We start from the raw sequence: 16,217 nt of genomic DNA, 5'->3' as shown, positions 1-16,217 counted from the left end.
CCTGGCTGCGGCCTGCGTGGGGCATTAGTGGTTCATCTTGCCCAGCTTGGCCCGCACCATCATGAACACCCCGTAGCAGATCAGGCCTGCCCCCACGGCGGCCAGGAGGTAGACGCCGAGTGGCTGGTCGCGCAGGGCCCGGAGGCCGCCGTCGAGCCCGGTGGAGTCCTCCGGATGGGCCTGCAGGGTTGCGACGGCGATCAGCAGGCCGGTCAGCAGCAGTACCGTTCCCTTGGCCACGTATCCCGTGACTCCGAGGACCGTAACGGCGGTCCGCGCCGACGGGGAAGCCGGCATGACCAGGTGCTTTTCGAAGGATTTTTTCAGGCCGCGGATGCCGTAGACGACTCCCGTGACGGCGATGGCGGCGCCCAGCAGCACCAGCAAAGCCACACCGCCGGGTGCTTTCAGCAGGGTGAAGGTGAGATCAGAGGCGGCCTTTTGGTTGTCTGCGCCGGAACCTGTTCCCCTGGCGAAGGACATAAGCGTCAGCGCGAGCCCGGTGAAAACGAGGGCCTGGGCGCCGGCCTTCGCCTTCTTTCCGGCTTTTTCCTTGGTGGGCAGGCGGTTGTAGTCAAAGATGGCATCGCTGAGCTGCCAGAGTGCCAGCCCCGCGCAGGCCGCGAAGCTCGCCCACAGGAGGAACGGTCCTGCGGGCTGGGTGGCGAGCTCGGCAACCGCACCGCTGAAATCAGCGTTCCCCGTGCCTCCAAACGCCAACCGGATGGCGATCGCGCCGACCAGCAGGTGCAGGATGCCGCTCGCCGCGAACCCGGCCCTCGCCAGCAGTTCCAGGGTCCGCGAGTTGGTGACGTTCTCAGCCGCGTCGACGGCCTGCTTCATTTCCTTTTTGATGGCTGTTCCTTTGTGCATGTGCTGAGCTGGCGTGCGCCCCCCGCACACAGGGCAATCGTGCCACGCCAAGACAGTCCGGAACAGTGGCCGCCCCACGGCACCCGGAGTGGGTGCGCGGGCAGCCCGGCAACGGACGGCAGGCGATGGGGAGGAATCCCCATCGCCCGGCAACGGGCGCTGTGCAAGCATGTGACCAGCGACTGAACACGCACCAGTTCCTGCCGGGGGAAACACCATGACTTTTTACGGCGCTGACGTCAGCCAGCTGCGGGCATTGGCCAGGGCGGCCGATCAGGCGGCGTCCATGCTGGGCACCCGGGCAACGTCACTCCACAGCCAGATCCAGTCGGCACCGTGGAAGGGCGACGACGCGGAGCGCTTCCGGCAGGAGTGGAGCGGAAGCCACCGCCCCGGCCTGGAGAAGGTCGCCTCCAGCCTGCGGGAGAACGCCAGGCTCCTGCTGCTGCACGCGGAGGAACAGGAAAAGTCCTCCTCGGCTTCCCCAACCGGAGGCGGAAACAGCTTCTGGGGCAGCGTAACGTCGCTGGCCGGCCGGGCCGGGGGATGGCCGGCGGACCAGGCCGCTGCCGCCGCAGCCGCAGCTGAACATCGCCGGGAGCTGCAGGCGGACCTGGAGCAGTTGCTTGACGCCGGCCCGGTGGAGCAAGCCGCCTGGTGGGGCAGCCTGTCCGCGGCCGACCGGAGATACCTGATCGTGGGCGGGGACGGGGACGGGCCGTTCGCCGTGGACCTGATGCGCATGGACGGCGGAATCCCCTCGTCCGTGCAGGCGCTGGCGCGGGAACACCTCCAGGAGCTGGCCAAGGCGGACATCCCTGTCTACTCCGAGACGGGAACGGCGTCGATTGAGGCCCGGGTGGCCTGGGTCCACGGCGGCGCCGAAGTGGGGACGGAAGTGGTGGAGAACGTTGACGGCTCCGCCACCATGAAGGTCTACGGGAACATGGGGCTGGGTGTCAACGACACCGCGGGAGCCGCCGGGGTCACCCTCACTGGCCAGGTGTCCCGGGAATACACGTTCGGGAGCGTGGAAGAGGCCATGGCTGCCCGGGAGCAGATGTACCGGGACCTTCCGCCGGACAGCGTAGGCGAGATCAGGGATGTTGCTGGCAACCCGCCCGGCTACATCCTGGACACCATCAACGAAGCCGCCGGAGACAACGGCTCCACCGGCCAGGCGGACAAGGCCAAGGGCACGCTCTCCCTGGAGGCCGGGACGGAAACCGGCGCCGCCACCGGCTCCGCGAAGCTGGACCTGGGGTACGAACGGAACCTCACGGACGGGACCGCGACGGCGGCGGGCGAGGTTTCTGCCCAGGGCAAGCTGAACCTGGACGGCCGGGTGTTCGAGGCTTCGGGCAAGGGCGGGCTGCAGGTTTCCCTGGACAAGGACAACAACATCGACTCGGTGTCTGTATCCCTGGACGGAACGGTGGCGCGGGGGATCGAGGCAGGTACGGACGTCAAGGCGGCCAAGATCGAATCCTCGGTCAGCGTGGGGACACAGGGCACCGTGAAAATCGACGTGGACTACTCCCCGGAGAACAGGCCAGTCATTGACAGCTACCTCCGCAACGTCGCCCTGGGGAATGAGTACGACGCCGCCCGCGACGCCGCCAGGCTGTATGAGGCCGGGTCCGCAACCATCCAGGTCAATAACGTGGTCACTGCCTCCACCGGGGCGGGCCTCGACGTGAAGCTCGGCGAGGTGGAGGTCAAGACCGAGAACAAGGCAACCACCAACGTGTCCACGTACTATAAGGTGCCCAACGACACCAGGCTCGAGAGGCTGTGACCATGTCCGTGCACATCGAATCCCCGCTGGGGTTCACGGCAGACTTTCCGGAGCACACCCAGGTCCTGGCCGATTCCACGGCCGGCCCCAACACTGGGCAGTACGGTCTGTTGGGCGGCGTCCTGGTCACCGTTGTCAAGGACGATACCTCCGTGCACGGCGCCCCGCCGGCCACCGGCTGGGCCCACCTGATGTCGGAGTTCTACCTGGAGGAGCGGGGCGGGACCCTCTTGGCCGAGGGCGGACTGGACCTTCCAGGGAAGGCAGCATACGCCGTGGTGGTGGGCTACAACGACGCCGGAGGGTCGCCAAAGGTCGCGGCCACGGTGGGCGTGTGGCAAAACGCGCAGTTCATCGGCGTGGTGGTCATCTGGCCGTCCACCGACCCGTCCCTGGAGCCGCGGCTGGGCATGCTGAAGGAGATTGTGGCCGGCATCAGCCCGGCCTGACAGCCTTGTCCCTAGCGCCGGCGGTAACAGAGATCGAAGATCAGCCGCCCGGCCTCGTGGGCCTTGGCCTCGAAGCTGGTCCGGATCCTGCCTTCGAAACGGGGCGCCCAGCCTCCGGTCTCGTCGATTCCCTCGTTGGGTCCGGTGTGCTCGGTGCTCACCGGTGCACGGCCCTCCCTGACCGGCGCTCCGCCCACCACGGACTCGACGCCGGACTGCCACACCTGGGTCAGGGGGCTTTCCGGCCCCCGGCGCTCGCCGGTGTGCAGGTTTTCAAAATCCTTGGAACCCGCCAGGACATCCCGGACGTGGACGGCGTAGTTGGACCAGTCGGTGGCGATCCGCCACAGCCCGCCCGGCTTCAGCGCGCGGGCTGCGAGGTCCGCGAACTCTGGCTGGATGAGGCGGCGCTTGTGGTGCCGGGACTTGTGCCACGGATCGGGAAAAAAGACCCACAGTTCGCTGACGGAGCCCGCCGGGAGCATCGTAGCCAGGACCTCGGGCGCGTTGGCCTCCACCACCCGGACATTCCTGAGGCCGCGGCTGTTGATCTTGATGATGGTGTTGGCCAGGCCCGGGGTGTAGACCTCAACGGCCAGGAAATCGGTGTCCGGGTTCTGCTCGGCGGCGTGGCACACGGCATCGCCCAGGCCAGAGCCGATCTCCACAATGAGGGGAGCCTTGCGGCCGAACTCGGCTTCGGCGTCGAACGTGTAGTCGGGGTGGACCGAGGTGTTCGCAACGTGGCGCGGGACGTCCACCGCCCACCGTTCGGCGTGCTCTTCCCAGGCCGCCTGCCGGCGGCCCTGCAGGCGCGTGCCGCGGCGGACGAAGCTGACCGGCCGGCCGCCGTACGTGCCAAAGGAAGCCTGCGTCCCCGGGGTGACGGGCCTCGGGACATGCGGCTGCTGGGGGTTTTCTGGGGATTCGCTCATCCCTTCCAGAATAGCGGCGCCGGAGGGGAACAACTTATGGAGACCGCTCGAGGAACAGCCAGACGCCCACGTACACGGCAACGAGGGCAGTGGATAGGCACAACGACGCTACCGAGAACGTCCGGCCGGGGGTCCTCTGCTCCGACCGCTTCACAGCGTGGAATGCCAGGGCCAAGGAAGCTGACATGAGAACGGAAGGCAGACTCAGGATGAGGATGTCGACTGCCCATGGCGGCAAGGGAGACCAACGAAAGGAGAAGGCCAGCACTGCGACGAGCATATGCACGAGGGCAGTAACAAAGAGGGAGGCAGGGGCAGCAATTGCAAGGACCAGGCTGGCGGCAGCCGGCCAGATCACCGGGCGATCCCGGCATGAGGGTGTGAGGAGTGACGGCCCCGACGGTACTCCCTCCTCTGCGGATGACTTCGGATCAGGGCGTGGAGGGCCGGGACCGGGTTCAGGTGCTGCCACGATGTTCCTCCTCTGATTGCCGTGCAGCTGCTGGTTCCAGCGTAGGCGTGGGGCGGAACTGCCAGAAGGCACCGCGGTCCCTATGTGGATAACCCAGGGAGGCAACCCAGCCTGCAAGAATGGGCGGATGAGGGAAGCGACCGACGCCGAGGCAAGGAACCGCCGGGCTGGTGGCCCTGCGGCAAAGGAGCAACCAGGGTTCCTGGTGGACGCCGAGGTTGACGAGACCCCGGCACCGGCACCCACCCGGGTTGGGAGCCGCCGGCAGCTCGTGTACCTGGGGCTGTGCCTGGTCCTGGTGGGACTCAACCTGCGGACGGTCTTTTCCAGCTTCTCCGCGGTCCTTCCCGAGGTAACTGCCCAGGCTGCCCTCCCCGGCTGGGCTGTGGTGGTGCTGACCACTGTCCCCGTCACGCTCCTGGGCGTGTTCGCACCCCTGGCCCCGGTCCTGGCGAGGCGGTTCGGTGCCGAGCGGGTGCTCCTGGGCGCCATGGCGCTCCTCACAGCAGGACTGTTGCTGCGCCCCGCCGGACTGGGCCTGGCAGCAACAGGACAGGGCGCCGGCCACCTGCCCGCGCTCCTGGCCGGGACGGCTGCCTGCGGGGCAGCCATCGCCCTGTGCAACGTGCTGCTGCCCGGGCTGGTCAAGCGGGACTTCCCGCACCGGCTGGGCCTGATGGGCGGGCTCTACACCACCGCCATCTGCGCCTCCGCGGCGTTGGGCGCCGGCTTCACCTACCCGGTCTACACGGCTACGGGGGAGTGGACCCTGGCGCTGTGGTCCTGGGCGGTGCCTGCCGCCGTCGTGCTTGTGCTGTTCCTCCCCGTGGCACTCCGCCAGCCGCGCATCCGGCACCAGGCCGTCCGGGAGGGCGTGAACGTGTGGCGCTCCCCGGTGGCCTGGCAGGTGACCATCTTCATGGTGCTGCAGGCCATGATGTCCTTCAGCGTCTTCGCGTGGCTGGCGCCGATCCTGCGCGAGCGGGGCGTGGACGGGGGAGCGGCGGGACTGATCGTCTCGGGGTCCATCGTGCTGCAGATGCTCGGCTCGCTGTTCGCGCCCGCACTGGCCGCCAGGTTGAAGGACCAGCGCGCCATCAACACCATCGTTGCTTTGATGACCGGCGCCGGCTTCGCGCTGAGCGTCTTCGGTCCCCTGGAGCTTGTCTGGGTGTGGGCCGGCCTGCTGGGACTGGGCCAGGGAAGCCTCACCGCAGTGGCGCTGACCATGATCATGCTCCGGACCCGCGACGGGCACACCGCCGCGCACCTGTCCGGAATGATGCAGGGCGTGGGCTACGGGCTGGGCTCCACCGGCACGCTGATGGTGGGCCAGCTGCACCAGGCCACCGGATCCTTCACCGCCGCCGGGGTCCTGTTCCTGGCGGTGGGGTTGCTGGCGGGGACCTTCGGCTACCGGGCCGGCCGCGACCGGTTCGTCAGTTAGGGGCGGGCTGCCGTGCGGGATTCCGTTGTTCCGGCCACCCGTCCCGCCGCGGGCATCCTCCGGGGGCCGTACCTCTGGGTGACCGTGGGGACGTGTGCCCTGGTGTTCCTGGCCGCGTTCGAATCCCTTGCCGTCACCACCATCATGCCCCTGGTCAGCCGCGAACTCGACGGCGCCGGACTCTATGCGCTCGCGTTTGCCGGTCCGCTGGCAACAGGCGTGATCGGCATGGTTGCCGCCGGAAACTGGTCCGACAGGCGCGGGCCCACAGCCCCGCTCTACGCATCAGTGGCGTTGTTCGTGCTGGGCCTGCTGATTGCCGGGACCGCGGCGTCCATGCCCGTGCTGGTTGCGGGCCGGCTGGTGCAGGGGCTGGGCGGGGGAGCCCTGACAGTCGCGTTGTATGTGCTGGTGGCGCGCATCTATCCCGGCAGCCTGCACCCCAAGATCTTTGCCGCGTTCTCCGCCGCGTGGGTGGTGCCGTCCCTGGTAGGGCCGTTTGCGGCAGGAATCGTGGCGCAGGTCTTCAGCTGGCACTGGGTGTTCCTGGGCGTGGTAGGCCTGGTCATCCCCGCGCTGGTGATGATTGCGCCCGTGCTGAAGGGACTCGAGCCGCCTCACGGACCGGCCGGGGAGCCGGGGGATGCGCTGCCGCCCTGGGCGCCGGGCAGACTTGCCTGGGCAACCCTGGCGGCGCTCGCTGTCCTGGCGCTCAACCTGTCACGAGAGCTCCGGATCCCCGGCCTTCCCGCCGCGCCGGCGCTCCTGGCCGTTGCCGCCGTCGTCCTTGCCCTGCTGGCCGTCCGCCCGCTGGTTCCGCGGGGCACCCTCACCGCCCGCCGCGGCCTGCCCAGCGTGATCCTGGTACGCGGGCTCGCCGCGGCAGCGTTCTTCGGAGCCGAGGTTTACCTGCCCTACCTGCTGATCGAGCTGTACGACTTTTCGCCCACATTTGCCGGCCTTACGCTTACCGGCGGGGCGCTGGCCTGGGCCGGAGCGTCGGCAGTGCAGGGGCGCCTGGGCGCCAGGCTGTCCCATCGCCGTGCGGTGGGCATCGGCGCCCTGATGGTCCTGGGGGCGGTGATCCTCGCATTGGTGACCACCGCGCTGCACTGGCCGCCCGCCGTCGTCATTGCCGGCTGGATCCTCGCCGGCGGCGGCATGGGACTGCTGTATCCGCGGCTGAGTGTCATGACCCTGGCGCTGTCCAGCAAGGAAAACGAGGGCTTCAACAGCTCCGCCATGTCCATCGCGGACTCCCTGGGCGGCGCACTGGCCCTCGCAACGACGGGCATCGTCTTCGCAGCGTTTACGACGACGACGGAATCCTTCGCCGGGGTCTTCGGCCTCGCCGCCGTGCTCGCCGTCGCCGCGGCCGCCGTCGCGCCCCGGGTCACCGCCGCCAAAACCCCCTGAGTTGGACAAAAACTCCGTGGCCTGGGCGGGCGGCAGTCAGGGCAATCGGGTGGCCCGCAGGACGACGTCGGCGATGGTTGCGTGCTGGCCGTCAGGCCCGGTTACCGGCCGCTCCCGGCTGGTCTGGACCTCCAGCTGCCATTCGGGACCGTCAAGCCCCAGTTCCTGGACGAGCTCATCACAGGTGTAGAACATCCCCTGGTGGTCGTGCCCGCCGCCCCACGGCGGCAGCCTGTCCGGGTGGTGGCCCACCACCAGCAGCGTGCCGCCGCGCTTGACTGCGGCCGCCGCGGTGCGGAGCGGGCCCTGCCAGGCGAGCTCCTGCGAGTGCAGGAACTGCGACGTCACGAGGTCGAAGGAGTCGCCGGGCTGCCATTGGCTGAGGTCTGCCTGTTGCCAGGTGATCCTGCTGGCAATTGTTCCCTCCGCGGCATGGACGCTTTCGCGGGCCAGCGCGGCCTTCTCGTGGGAGTGTGCCCGGTCGAGGGCCACCGCGGAGACGTCGACGGCGGTGACGGTCCACCCCTGCTGGGCAAGCCAGATGGCGTCAGCGCCTTCCCCGCAGCCGAGGTCCAGCGCCTTCCCGGGGCGAAGGCCACCGGCTTCCCGGACCAGCTGCGGGTTGGGCTTGCCGCTCCACATCCGGGGTTTGCTGCGGTAGCGGTCGTCCCAGATGGCCGCGGCGTCGGCCCCGCTGTGGACTGCCAACCCCTCGCCGAGCGTGGCGTCGGAATGGCCAGAACCGGCGTCGTGCATCGTCTGGTGCGTTTCAGGATGCTGCTGGCGTGGTCCAGGATGCTGCGCGTCATTCCCGGGGGCGGCGTGTTCACTCATGCCTCAAGCGTGCCCCGGCCCCGCCCCCAAGGCAACGCCCAACCAAGTAGCGCTAAGTGTCGTTTTGAGGGTTCAAAACGACACTTGGCGCTACCTACTTGGGAGGGGGCGGGAAAGTGGGGTGGGCCAGGGATGCTAGACTGGTGGAACTTGATGTGCAGTGATGCCCAGGATCTCCTGTGTGAAGGTACCCCTTCATCCAGGGGACAGGGCTTTTTTCATGTGAGAGGCACATCCTGCGTCGATGAACGCATTCCATTTGGTCCCGGCCGCCGCTTTGCATAAGCGGCAGCAGGCTGGTTGACCACCTGAATTTTCTTCGGCGAACCCTTGAGCCAACCGGCATCGGGGGCCGATATCCATACGGATACCGCCTGAAAGACCTTTGACTTTGACTACATTTGCTGCCCTCGGCACGCCCAAAGCCCTCGCCGACACCCTCACCGCCCAGGGAATCGAAACCCCGTTCCCCATCCAGGTGAAGACCCTCCCTGACACCCTCGCGGGACGCGACGTCCTGGGCCGCGGCCGCACCGGCTCCGGCAAGACCATCGCGTTCGCCATCCCCCTGGTGGCACGCCTCGCCGAGCGCGAAGCCCCGTACTTCCGCAAGCCCGGCCGCCCCATGGGCCTGGTCCTTGCACCCACCCGTGAACTGGCCACCCAGATCAACGCCACCATCGAGCCGCTGGCCAAGGCCGCCGGCCTGAACACCACCGTGATCTACGGCGGCATCTCCCAGGCGCGCCAGGAGAAGGCCCTGCGCGCCGGCGTCGACATTGTCATCGCCTGCCCGGGCCGCCTGGAGGACCTGATCCGCCAGCGGATCCTCACCCTCGAGGCCGTGGAAATCACAGTGCTGGACGAGGCGGACCACATGGCCGACCTCGGCTTCCTGCCCGTGGTGAAGAAGCTCATGGACATGACCCCCAGCCAGGGCCAGCGCCTGCTCTTCTCCGCCACCCTGGACAACGGCGTGGACAAGATCGTCCAGCGCTACCTGTCCAACCCGCTGACCCACTCCGTGGACGATCCGCAGGCCGCGGTGACCACCATGGAGCACCACGTCCTGGTGGTCAACGACCAGACCGTCAAGAAGCAGCTGATCGTGGAGCTCGCCTCCGGCGCCGGCCGCCGCGTGCTCTTCATGCGGACCAAGCACCACGCCCGCAAGCTGGCCAAGACCCTGACCGACGCCGGGATCCCCGCCGTGGACCTGCACGGCAACCTCTCGCAGAACGCCCGTGACCGCAACCTCGCCGAGTTCTCCTCCGGCGAAGTACGTGTCCTGGTGGCCACCGACGTCGCCGCCCGCGGTGTCCACGTTGACGACGTCGAGCTGGTCATCCACGTGGACCCGCCCACCGAGCACAAGGCATACCTGCACCGCTCAGGCCGTACCGCCCGCGCCGGTTCCGACGGCACCGTGGTCACGCTGACCCTGCCGGAGCAGCAGACCGACGTGAAGAAGCTGATGAAGGCCGCCGGCGTCGACGTGAACTTTGAGCGCGTCACCGCCTCTTCGCCCATCGTTGCTGAACTCGTGGGCGAGATGGCCGAAAAGATCGACCCGCGCACCCGCGCTGCACTGCTGGCTAAGAAGGCTGCACAGCAGGGCGGCGGCACCTCCACCGGCGCCAACGCGGAGCGCAAGCGCGCCCGCCGCCAGGCTGCACCCACGGCCGGCGGCCGTGGCGGCCGTGGTGGACGCGGCAAGGTTGGGGCCGAGCCCGTTCGCACCGACGTACCCCGCGCCGAGCGCCGGGCAGTTGCCTTCGAGGGCCGCACCGAAGCCCGCGCAGCGTTTGACCGCGTGGCCGAGCAGAACGAGGACCGCGCCGTTGCCGCAGCGGCTGCCCGCCGCAACAACCGCGGCCGCGGCACCGCTTCCACACACCGCAACGACGTCCCCGCGGCAGGTGGCCGTGCATCGGCCGGCCGCGGTTCGGACGGCCGCGCAGAGTCACGCGTAACCCGCAGCGAAGCGCCCCGCGGCGGCACCGGCCGGCCGGCAAGCTCAGGACGTCCGGCAGCATCCGGTGGCCAGCGCAGCGGACGCCCGGCAACCGGCCAGCGCGCAGCAGCGGGTGCGGGTGCAGGCACCCGGGGTGGCGGTTCACGCTCCGCCGGTGCAGGTGCAGCCGGCGGCAACAAGGCAGTCTGGTCCTCCAACACCGGTGGCACCTCAGGCGGCTCCTACAGCGCAGGCAACGGCGGCGGCTCCGGCCGTCCCGCCCGCAGCGGTCCCCGCCGCGCGTCGGCTCCGGCGTCGAACGAACGCCGCAGCCGCTAACAAGGCCCCTTAACGTCCATCGATTGCTCCGCACCTGCCGTTTAGAAGGTCCATAACGGCAGGTGCGGAGCAATCGATGTGGTCGTCACCAGCCGCGGGCGCGCCACTCCTCGAGGTGCGGCCGCTCGGCGCCCAGGGTTGTCGGCTGGCCGTGGCCGGGATGGACGACGGAGGAGTCCGGGTAAGTGCCGAACAGCCGCTGGGTCACGTCGTCCAAAAGCTGGTTGAAACGCCCGGGATCCTTCTGTGTGTTGCCAACGCCGCCGGGGAACAGCGAATCGCCGGAGAAAATGTGCGCAGGCCCTTCGGGGTCCTCGTACACAAAGGCGATCGAGCCCGGCGTGTGTCCCCTCAGGTGGACCGCCGCCAGCTCAAAGCCGTCCACGGCAACCGTATCCCCGTGCCCAAGGGGCCGGTCCACCGGAACCGGCAGCGCCTCGGCGTCGTCCGTTCCTGCTGCGGTGGCCGCCCCGGTAGCCTCCACCAGTTCCTTCAGCGCCCGGACGTGGTCCCAGTGCTGGTGGGTGGTGGCGATCAGTGCCAGCCGAGGCGTTGCGGAGGTGTCTCCGGGCGCATCCTGCAGCAGTTGCTGGATGGCCGGAAAATCGTCCGCGGCGTCGATCAGCACCTGCTCTCCGCTGGCCTTCGCCGTCAGCAGGTACACGTTGTTGTCCATCTCGCTCACGGAGATCCGGCGGATGGTCAGGGCGGGCAGGTCATACAGAAGTGAGTCCATGGCTCTGAGTCTATTCACGGCCCTCGGACACCCAGGTGGGATCCGCTGAGCGGGAGCCGACGACGGCGTCCGAGGCTTCACCTAGCGCGTCCAGTTGGGCAGGGGTGAGGTCCAACGCCAAGGCGCCCAGGTTTTCGTCGATCCGGTGCCGCTTGCGCGTGCCGGGGATCGGGACGACCGGCAGGCCCAGCCGCCTGCCTTGGGCGAACAGCCAGGCCAGGGCAACCTGGGCAGGTGTTGCGTCCAGTTCGCCAGCCACGGACCGGACGGTGTCCACGACCGCCTGGTTGGCGTCCGCTGCGTCCAGGGCGAAACGGGGGATCCGGCGTCGAAAATCCTTTTCGCCAAGGCTCGAGGCGTCCACAGTGCCGGTGAGGAACCCGCGGCCCAGCGGCGAGTACGGGACAAAACCCACCCCGAGGGCGGCCGCGGCAGGAACAACGTTGCGTTCCACGTCGCGGCTCCAGATGGACCATTCGCTCTGGACCGCCGCAATCGGGTGGACGGCAGAGGCTTCTTGAAGCTCCTGGGCCGTCACTTCGGACAGCCCCAGGTGCCTGATTTTGCCCTGCTGCACAAGCTCTGCCATGGCCTCCACGGTTTCCACAATCGGAACGCGGAGGTCACGGCGGTGCATGTAGTAGAGGTCAATCCGGTCGGTTCCCAGCCGCTGCAAGCTGCGGTCCACCGCCTGCCGGATGTAGGCGGCGTCGCCCCTGATGTCCGTGTAGCCGTCCGTCGGAGTTCCCACCAGCCCGAACTTGGTGGCCAGCTGCACCTCGTCCCGCCGCTCCTTGAGCAGCCGGGCGATCAGTTCCTCGTTGCTGCCCCCGCCGTAGATGTCCGCGGTGTCAATAAAGCTGACACCGGAATCGACGGCGTGATGCAGCGTCCGGAGCGCGTCCTCCTGGTCCACCTCCCCATACACCGGGGTGAGCGCCATTCCGCCGAAGCCGAGGGGGCTGACCTTGAGGCCGTCGCCGAGGTCCACAGTTGCTGGCATGGGTTCTCCTGTTCGTTCTCTGTTGCAGGGTTCAAGATTGCGGTCGTGGGCTACTTCCAGGGGATGAGCCGGTCCGCGGCCGGGCAGGTGGCCTGGATCAGCACCGCATTCGCTTCGTCCGGTCCGTTGGCCCAGGCCTCCGCCGCAGTCCTATCCATGCCGAACGAGACGTGTCTTTCCACGAGCCGGGCCAACCGCAGCACCGGGGGCGTGTCCACGAACCACACTTCGTCCAGCTGCGCCCGGACATCCTTCCACGGCTGATGCTCCATCAGGAGGTAGTTGCCCTCGGTGATGATGAGGGGCACCTCGGCAGGGACAGCGATCGATGCCGCCACCGGCTCGTCCAGGGTCCGCCGGAACTCCGGGGCGTACACTACTGGCTCGTCCCGGCGCACCAGCCTGCGGAGCAATGAAAGGTACCCGCCGGCGTCGAAGGTCTCCATGGCTCCCTTGCGCTGCCGAAGGGGCGTGCCGTCGATGATCGCGTTGCCCAGGTGGAAGCCGTCCATGGGCACCACCACTGCCTGCCCCGGACCAAACTGCTGCCGGATCCATTCCGCGAACGTTGATTTCCCGGAGCCGGGCGCCCCGGCAATGCCCAGTATGACGCGCGTCCCGGGAACCAGTCGGCGCCGGAGGGCATCCATCGCTTCGGCTATCTCGGGTGAGTCCATGGCAAAAGCCTAGACCGGGGCCCGGACATGCGCTGAGTCTCCCCACCTTTGGTTCGGCACAGGCGGCGGACGACGGCGTTTTGGCGGGACACGCCGTCGTCCGTCCTTAAAGGCGGGGAGACTCAGCGGTGGGAGATTCCGTTGGGCCGGCCGGAGGCCAGGGGCACCCGGCCGGCTTTGCCGGGCGCTAGCCGGCCTGGAACACTGCTACGGTGCGGGCCGGGACGGTGAAGGTCCCGGTTGCCGGATCATGGGCGGCAGTCCTGACCACCGGGTCGCTGCCCGAGGCCTGGACCGGGTGCAGGCCGTAAGCGGTGCCTGTGGTGCCGGCGACTGCCTGGCTGACGGCCTCGTCGGCGGCGTTGAACACCACCACCAGCCCGCTCCGGTCCTTGTCCACGTCCGGGCCCACGGAGTCGTCGATCCGCATGACCACCACGCCGGGCGCCTGGTCCGGGCCCGCCGTGGGGAACGAGACCTTCTGCTGCACCAGGGCGGCGTCACCCAGGCGGAACAGCGGCGTGCTCTTGCGGATCTGCAGCAGCTCGGCAGCCCGGCCGCGCGCCTCGGCGATCGCGGCGGGAGCAGGCTTCAGTGCGGGGTCCGCCAGCAGCGGGCGCAGGTAGCCGTACTTGTCCCCGTTGTCGGGCTTGGGCGGCAGTCCGCGGCCGAAGCCGTTGGTGGCATCCGTGTGGTCAAGGATGTTGAACCAGTCGCCCGAGTCGTAGCTGTTGCGGTCCAGGGACTTGCTGCGGAGGGATTCCCCGCCGGCGTGCCAGAACGAGATGCCCTGGCTGAAGGCCGTGGTGCTGAGTGCGAGGGTCTGCATCCGCGTCCGTTCCGCCATGGGGGTGTCCTGCGGCAGTTTCAGGGCGAGGGCGTCGAACAGCGTCTCGTTGTCGTGCGCTTCCACGTAGGTGACGGCCTCCTGCGGATCGCTGGTGTATCCGGCCGGGGCGCCGTTGTACGGCACGTCAGAGCCCTTGACGGTTGCACCGGTGCGGTCAACGAAGGAGTAGTCCTTCAGGTTGCCGGTCAGGCCCACCTTGATCAGGTCCTGGGCCAGGAGGAGGGATGCTTTCTGCTGTTCCGGGGTGCCGTTGGCAGGGGAGCTGTTGGGGTCGGTGAACAGGCCCGAAGCGAAGCCCTGGACCCGCGGGTCGGGGTCGAAGGGGCCGCCGCCGCGTACGGCGTCGCGCAGCCGGTCATTGAACGTGCCGATGCCGGTTCCTGCCATGTTCTCCTGGGTGGCCTGGACGAACCTTGCGTTGTTGGCCACTTCGCCGAAGTTCCAGCCCTCGCCGTAGAGGGTGATGTTTTTGCCGTCTACGCCATCCTTGGCCAGGGTCAGCTCGTCCAGGGCTGCCCGCACGTCCAGCATGTTCTGCTTGGAGTGGTGGCCCATGAGGTCGAAGCGGAACCCGTCCAGCTTGTAGGTCTTGGCAAGCGTCACCAGGGAATCGATCATGAGCTTGCCCATCATCGTGTTCTCGGTGGCCGTGTTGGCGCAGCAGGTGGAGGTCTCCAGCGAGCCGGTGGTGGCGTTCAGGCGGTGGTAGTAGCCGGGAACAATCCGGTCAAGGTTGTTGGACCCGGGTTGGCCGGCGCTGGAGGTGTGGTTGTAGACCACGTCCTGGATGACGCGTGCCCCGGCGGCGTTGAGTCCGGCCACCATTTCCCGGAACTCGGTGATGCGTGCGGTGCCGTCCGGGTTGGTGGCGTAAGAGCCTTCTGGGGTGGTGTAGTGCAGGGGATCGTAGCCCCAGTTGAAGCCGTCCTTGGAGGCTGTCTCTGCGACGCAGGCCTGCTGCTCCTCTGAATCTGCAGGCATTGCGGCGAGGTCGCAGGCGGGTTCGAGCTGTTCGCTGCGCCGTTCCTCGATGGTGCCGATGTCGTTCACCGGCAGCAGGTGGACGGCGTTGAGGCCCGCTGAAGTCAGTTCGCGGAGGCGGCGCATGCCGTTGCTGTCCTGCTGTGCGAAGGCTTTGTACGTTCCCCGGTGTTCTTCCGGGACGGAGGCATCGGTGATGGAGAAGTCGCGGACGTGCAGCTCGTACAGGGAAAGGTCCTCCGGCTTGTTGAGCGCGGGCTTCTGCAGCTTCTTCCACCCCTCGGGGGCCAGGGACTTGTCCTCCACGTCAACAAACAGGCTGCGTGCGGAGTTGGCGGAGAGCCCCACGCTGTAGGGATCAGTGACGAGGTTCCGCTCCACCTTGCCGGTTTCCGGCACGAAGACCTCCACCTCGTACAGGTAGTAGGCGCCGCTCCATTCCTTCTCCCCGGTCAGGGACCAGACGCCATCCTCGCCCGGTTCCATGGCCCGGCTGGCCACAGGATCGCCGCCCGAACCGGAAGCGTAGGTGTGGACGGTGACGTTGCGGGCAGTCGGCGCCCACAGTGCGAGCCCGGGGCGGTTGCCCTTCCACGTCAGCCCGAGCTCCTGGCCGGCCGCGCCCTGGTACAGGGTGTCCATGACGCCGGGGACCTGGACGCCGGTGGCTGCGGTGACCTTGCCGTCGGCCCCAACGGCGGCAACCAGCAGCTGGCCCCTGAGCAGTTCCTTTGCGCGAACGGAATCACCTTCCGCCAGCCGCAACGGGGTGAAACCGGCGAGGTGTGGGTACTTCGCTGCCAGCCCTGCATCCAAAGCGCCGGACGTTTTCTCAAGCGCTGTGTAGCTGCCGCCGGTGACCTGGCCGTCCGCCAGCGCCAGGCCGCCGTCGGGCGCGTTGTAGAGCCGGTACGTAGTTCCCTCCGCGGCCGGCGCCTGCCAGGCGATGGTGTCCGCCGAGAGCCAGTGCGCGCCGGCCTCCGTTCCAAGCGCATCAGGGACATCGTCGCTCAGCGTGTGGCTGGCGTGGTCATAGGTGAAGGTCACGGGACCGCCGGGCGCGTTGAGCACCAAGTCCCCGCCGCCGGCTGCTCCGCCGGCACCGTAGTTCTCATCCCAGGAATTGTTGAGGGCGACCTTCATGCCGTAGGTGCCGGCCGGTATGTCGAAGGTGGCGCGGTACAGCGTTGCCGAGCCCTCGACGGGCTGCAGCCTGCTGGCCGTGCAGTCGGGCTGCCAGTCCCCGGGGCAGCCAATTTCGGATTGCAGGGAGCCAACGAGCGCCACGGCCTGGGGCGCGGCCGTGTGGTCCGCGGACGCCGGGAGGGCAAAGCCGCCCAGCGCCAGGGGCGTGGCACAGGCCGCGGCCAGGGCCGCTGCAAGCTTCCTTCTGAGGGCAGGGGGCAGCCCGGAGGATGTGGGGTGATGAGTCATGGAAGACCTTCCTTGGAGA

Annotated in this window: 12 protein-coding genes; 5 read left to right on the top strand and 7 right to left on the bottom strand. The window is 68.4% G+C overall.

All coding sequences use genetic code 11. The features are described 5' to 3' along the window. Positions 1 to 24: 24 nt before the first annotated feature. The gene (locus FHJ30_RS18450; protein ID WP_139030700.1) at positions 25 to 873 is read right to left on the bottom strand and encodes a DUF1206 domain-containing protein; all 849 of its coding nucleotides are present in this window, start codon (positions 871 to 873) and stop codon (positions 25 to 27) included. 217 nt (positions 874 to 1,090) lie between these two features. Here FHJ30_RS18450 and FHJ30_RS18445 point away from each other — a divergent pair, with 217 nt between their 5' ends. Then, complete coding sequence (locus FHJ30_RS18445) at positions 1,091 to 2,671, top strand: hypothetical protein (protein ID WP_139030699.1); 1,581 nt, start codon at positions 1,091 to 1,093, stop codon at positions 2,669 to 2,671. Positions 2,672 to 2,673: 2 nt separating this feature from the next. Next, a complete protein-coding gene (locus tag FHJ30_RS18440; RefSeq protein ID WP_139030698.1) occupies positions 2,674 to 3,120 on the top strand; it encodes a hypothetical protein in 447 nt (148 codons plus the stop codon). Between the two features lie 11 nt (positions 3,121 to 3,131). On the opposite strand, the gene trmB is transcribed toward FHJ30_RS18440, so the two are convergent. After that, positions 3,132 to 4,055, bottom strand: a complete 924-nt coding sequence (gene trmB, locus FHJ30_RS18435; protein WP_139030697.1) for a tRNA (guanosine(46)-N7)-methyltransferase TrmB — start codon at positions 4,053 to 4,055, stop codon at positions 3,132 to 3,134. Positions 4,056 to 4,654: 599 nt separating this feature from the next. Between trmB and FHJ30_RS18430 the strand changes: the two genes are divergently transcribed. Beyond that, positions 4,655 to 5,974 carry an MFS transporter gene (locus FHJ30_RS18430; RefSeq protein WP_171059126.1) on the top strand — a complete coding sequence of 440 codons (1,320 nt, stop codon included), beginning with the start codon at positions 4,655 to 4,657 and terminating at the stop codon, positions 5,972 to 5,974. 12 nt (positions 5,975 to 5,986) lie between these two features. After that, positions 5,987 to 7,390 (top strand): MFS transporter, encoded by a 1,404-nt coding sequence (locus FHJ30_RS18425; RefSeq protein ID WP_139030696.1) that lies wholly within the window; start codon positions 5,987 to 5,989, stop codon positions 7,388 to 7,390. A gap of 36 nt (positions 7,391 to 7,426) precedes the next feature. Here FHJ30_RS18425 and FHJ30_RS18420 read toward each other — a convergent pair whose 3' ends face one another. Continuing rightward, positions 7,427 to 8,224, bottom strand: a complete 798-nt coding sequence (locus FHJ30_RS18420) for a bifunctional 2-polyprenyl-6-hydroxyphenol methylase/3-demethylubiquinol 3-O-methyltransferase UbiG (protein WP_139030695.1) — start codon at positions 8,222 to 8,224, stop codon at positions 7,427 to 7,429. Between the two features lie 391 nt (positions 8,225 to 8,615). Here FHJ30_RS18420 and FHJ30_RS18415 point away from each other — a divergent pair, with 391 nt between their 5' ends. Further along, positions 8,616 to 10,517, top strand: coding sequence for a DEAD/DEAH box helicase (locus FHJ30_RS18415; RefSeq protein WP_139030694.1), 1,902 nt, complete (start codon positions 8,616 to 8,618; stop codon positions 10,515 to 10,517). An 85-nt stretch (positions 10,518 to 10,602) separates the two neighbouring features. On the opposite strand, the gene FHJ30_RS18410 is transcribed toward FHJ30_RS18415, so the two are convergent. From FHJ30_RS18410 to pulA, 4 genes are all read right to left on the bottom strand, one after another. Then, positions 10,603 to 11,253 (bottom strand): MBL fold metallo-hydrolase, encoded by a 651-nt coding sequence (locus FHJ30_RS18410; RefSeq protein ID WP_139030693.1) that lies wholly within the window; start codon positions 11,251 to 11,253, stop codon positions 10,603 to 10,605. A gap of 10 nt (positions 11,254 to 11,263) precedes the next feature. Next, positions 11,264 to 12,256 carry an aldo/keto reductase gene (locus FHJ30_RS18405; protein WP_139030692.1) on the bottom strand — a complete coding sequence of 331 codons (993 nt, stop codon included), beginning with the start codon at positions 12,254 to 12,256 and terminating at the stop codon, positions 11,264 to 11,266. A gap of 50 nt (positions 12,257 to 12,306) precedes the next feature. After that, complete coding sequence (locus FHJ30_RS18400) at positions 12,307 to 12,933, bottom strand: nucleoside/nucleotide kinase family protein (RefSeq protein WP_139030691.1); 627 nt, start codon at positions 12,931 to 12,933, stop codon at positions 12,307 to 12,309. A 187-nt stretch (positions 12,934 to 13,120) separates the two neighbouring features. After that, the gene (gene pulA, locus FHJ30_RS18395; RefSeq protein ID WP_139030690.1) at positions 13,121 to 16,198 is read right to left on the bottom strand and encodes a pullulanase-type alpha-1,6-glucosidase; all 3,078 of its coding nucleotides are present in this window, start codon (positions 16,196 to 16,198) and stop codon (positions 13,121 to 13,123) included. Positions 16,199 to 16,217: the final 19 nt, after the last annotated feature.

It is taken from the genome of Arthrobacter sp. BB-1 (genome assembly GCF_006151685.1).
Lineage (GTDB): Bacteria > Actinomycetota > Actinomycetes > Actinomycetales > Micrococcaceae > Arthrobacter.
Note: the sequence above shows the minus strand (reverse complement) of the source record. Positions and strands in the feature narration are given on the sequence as shown.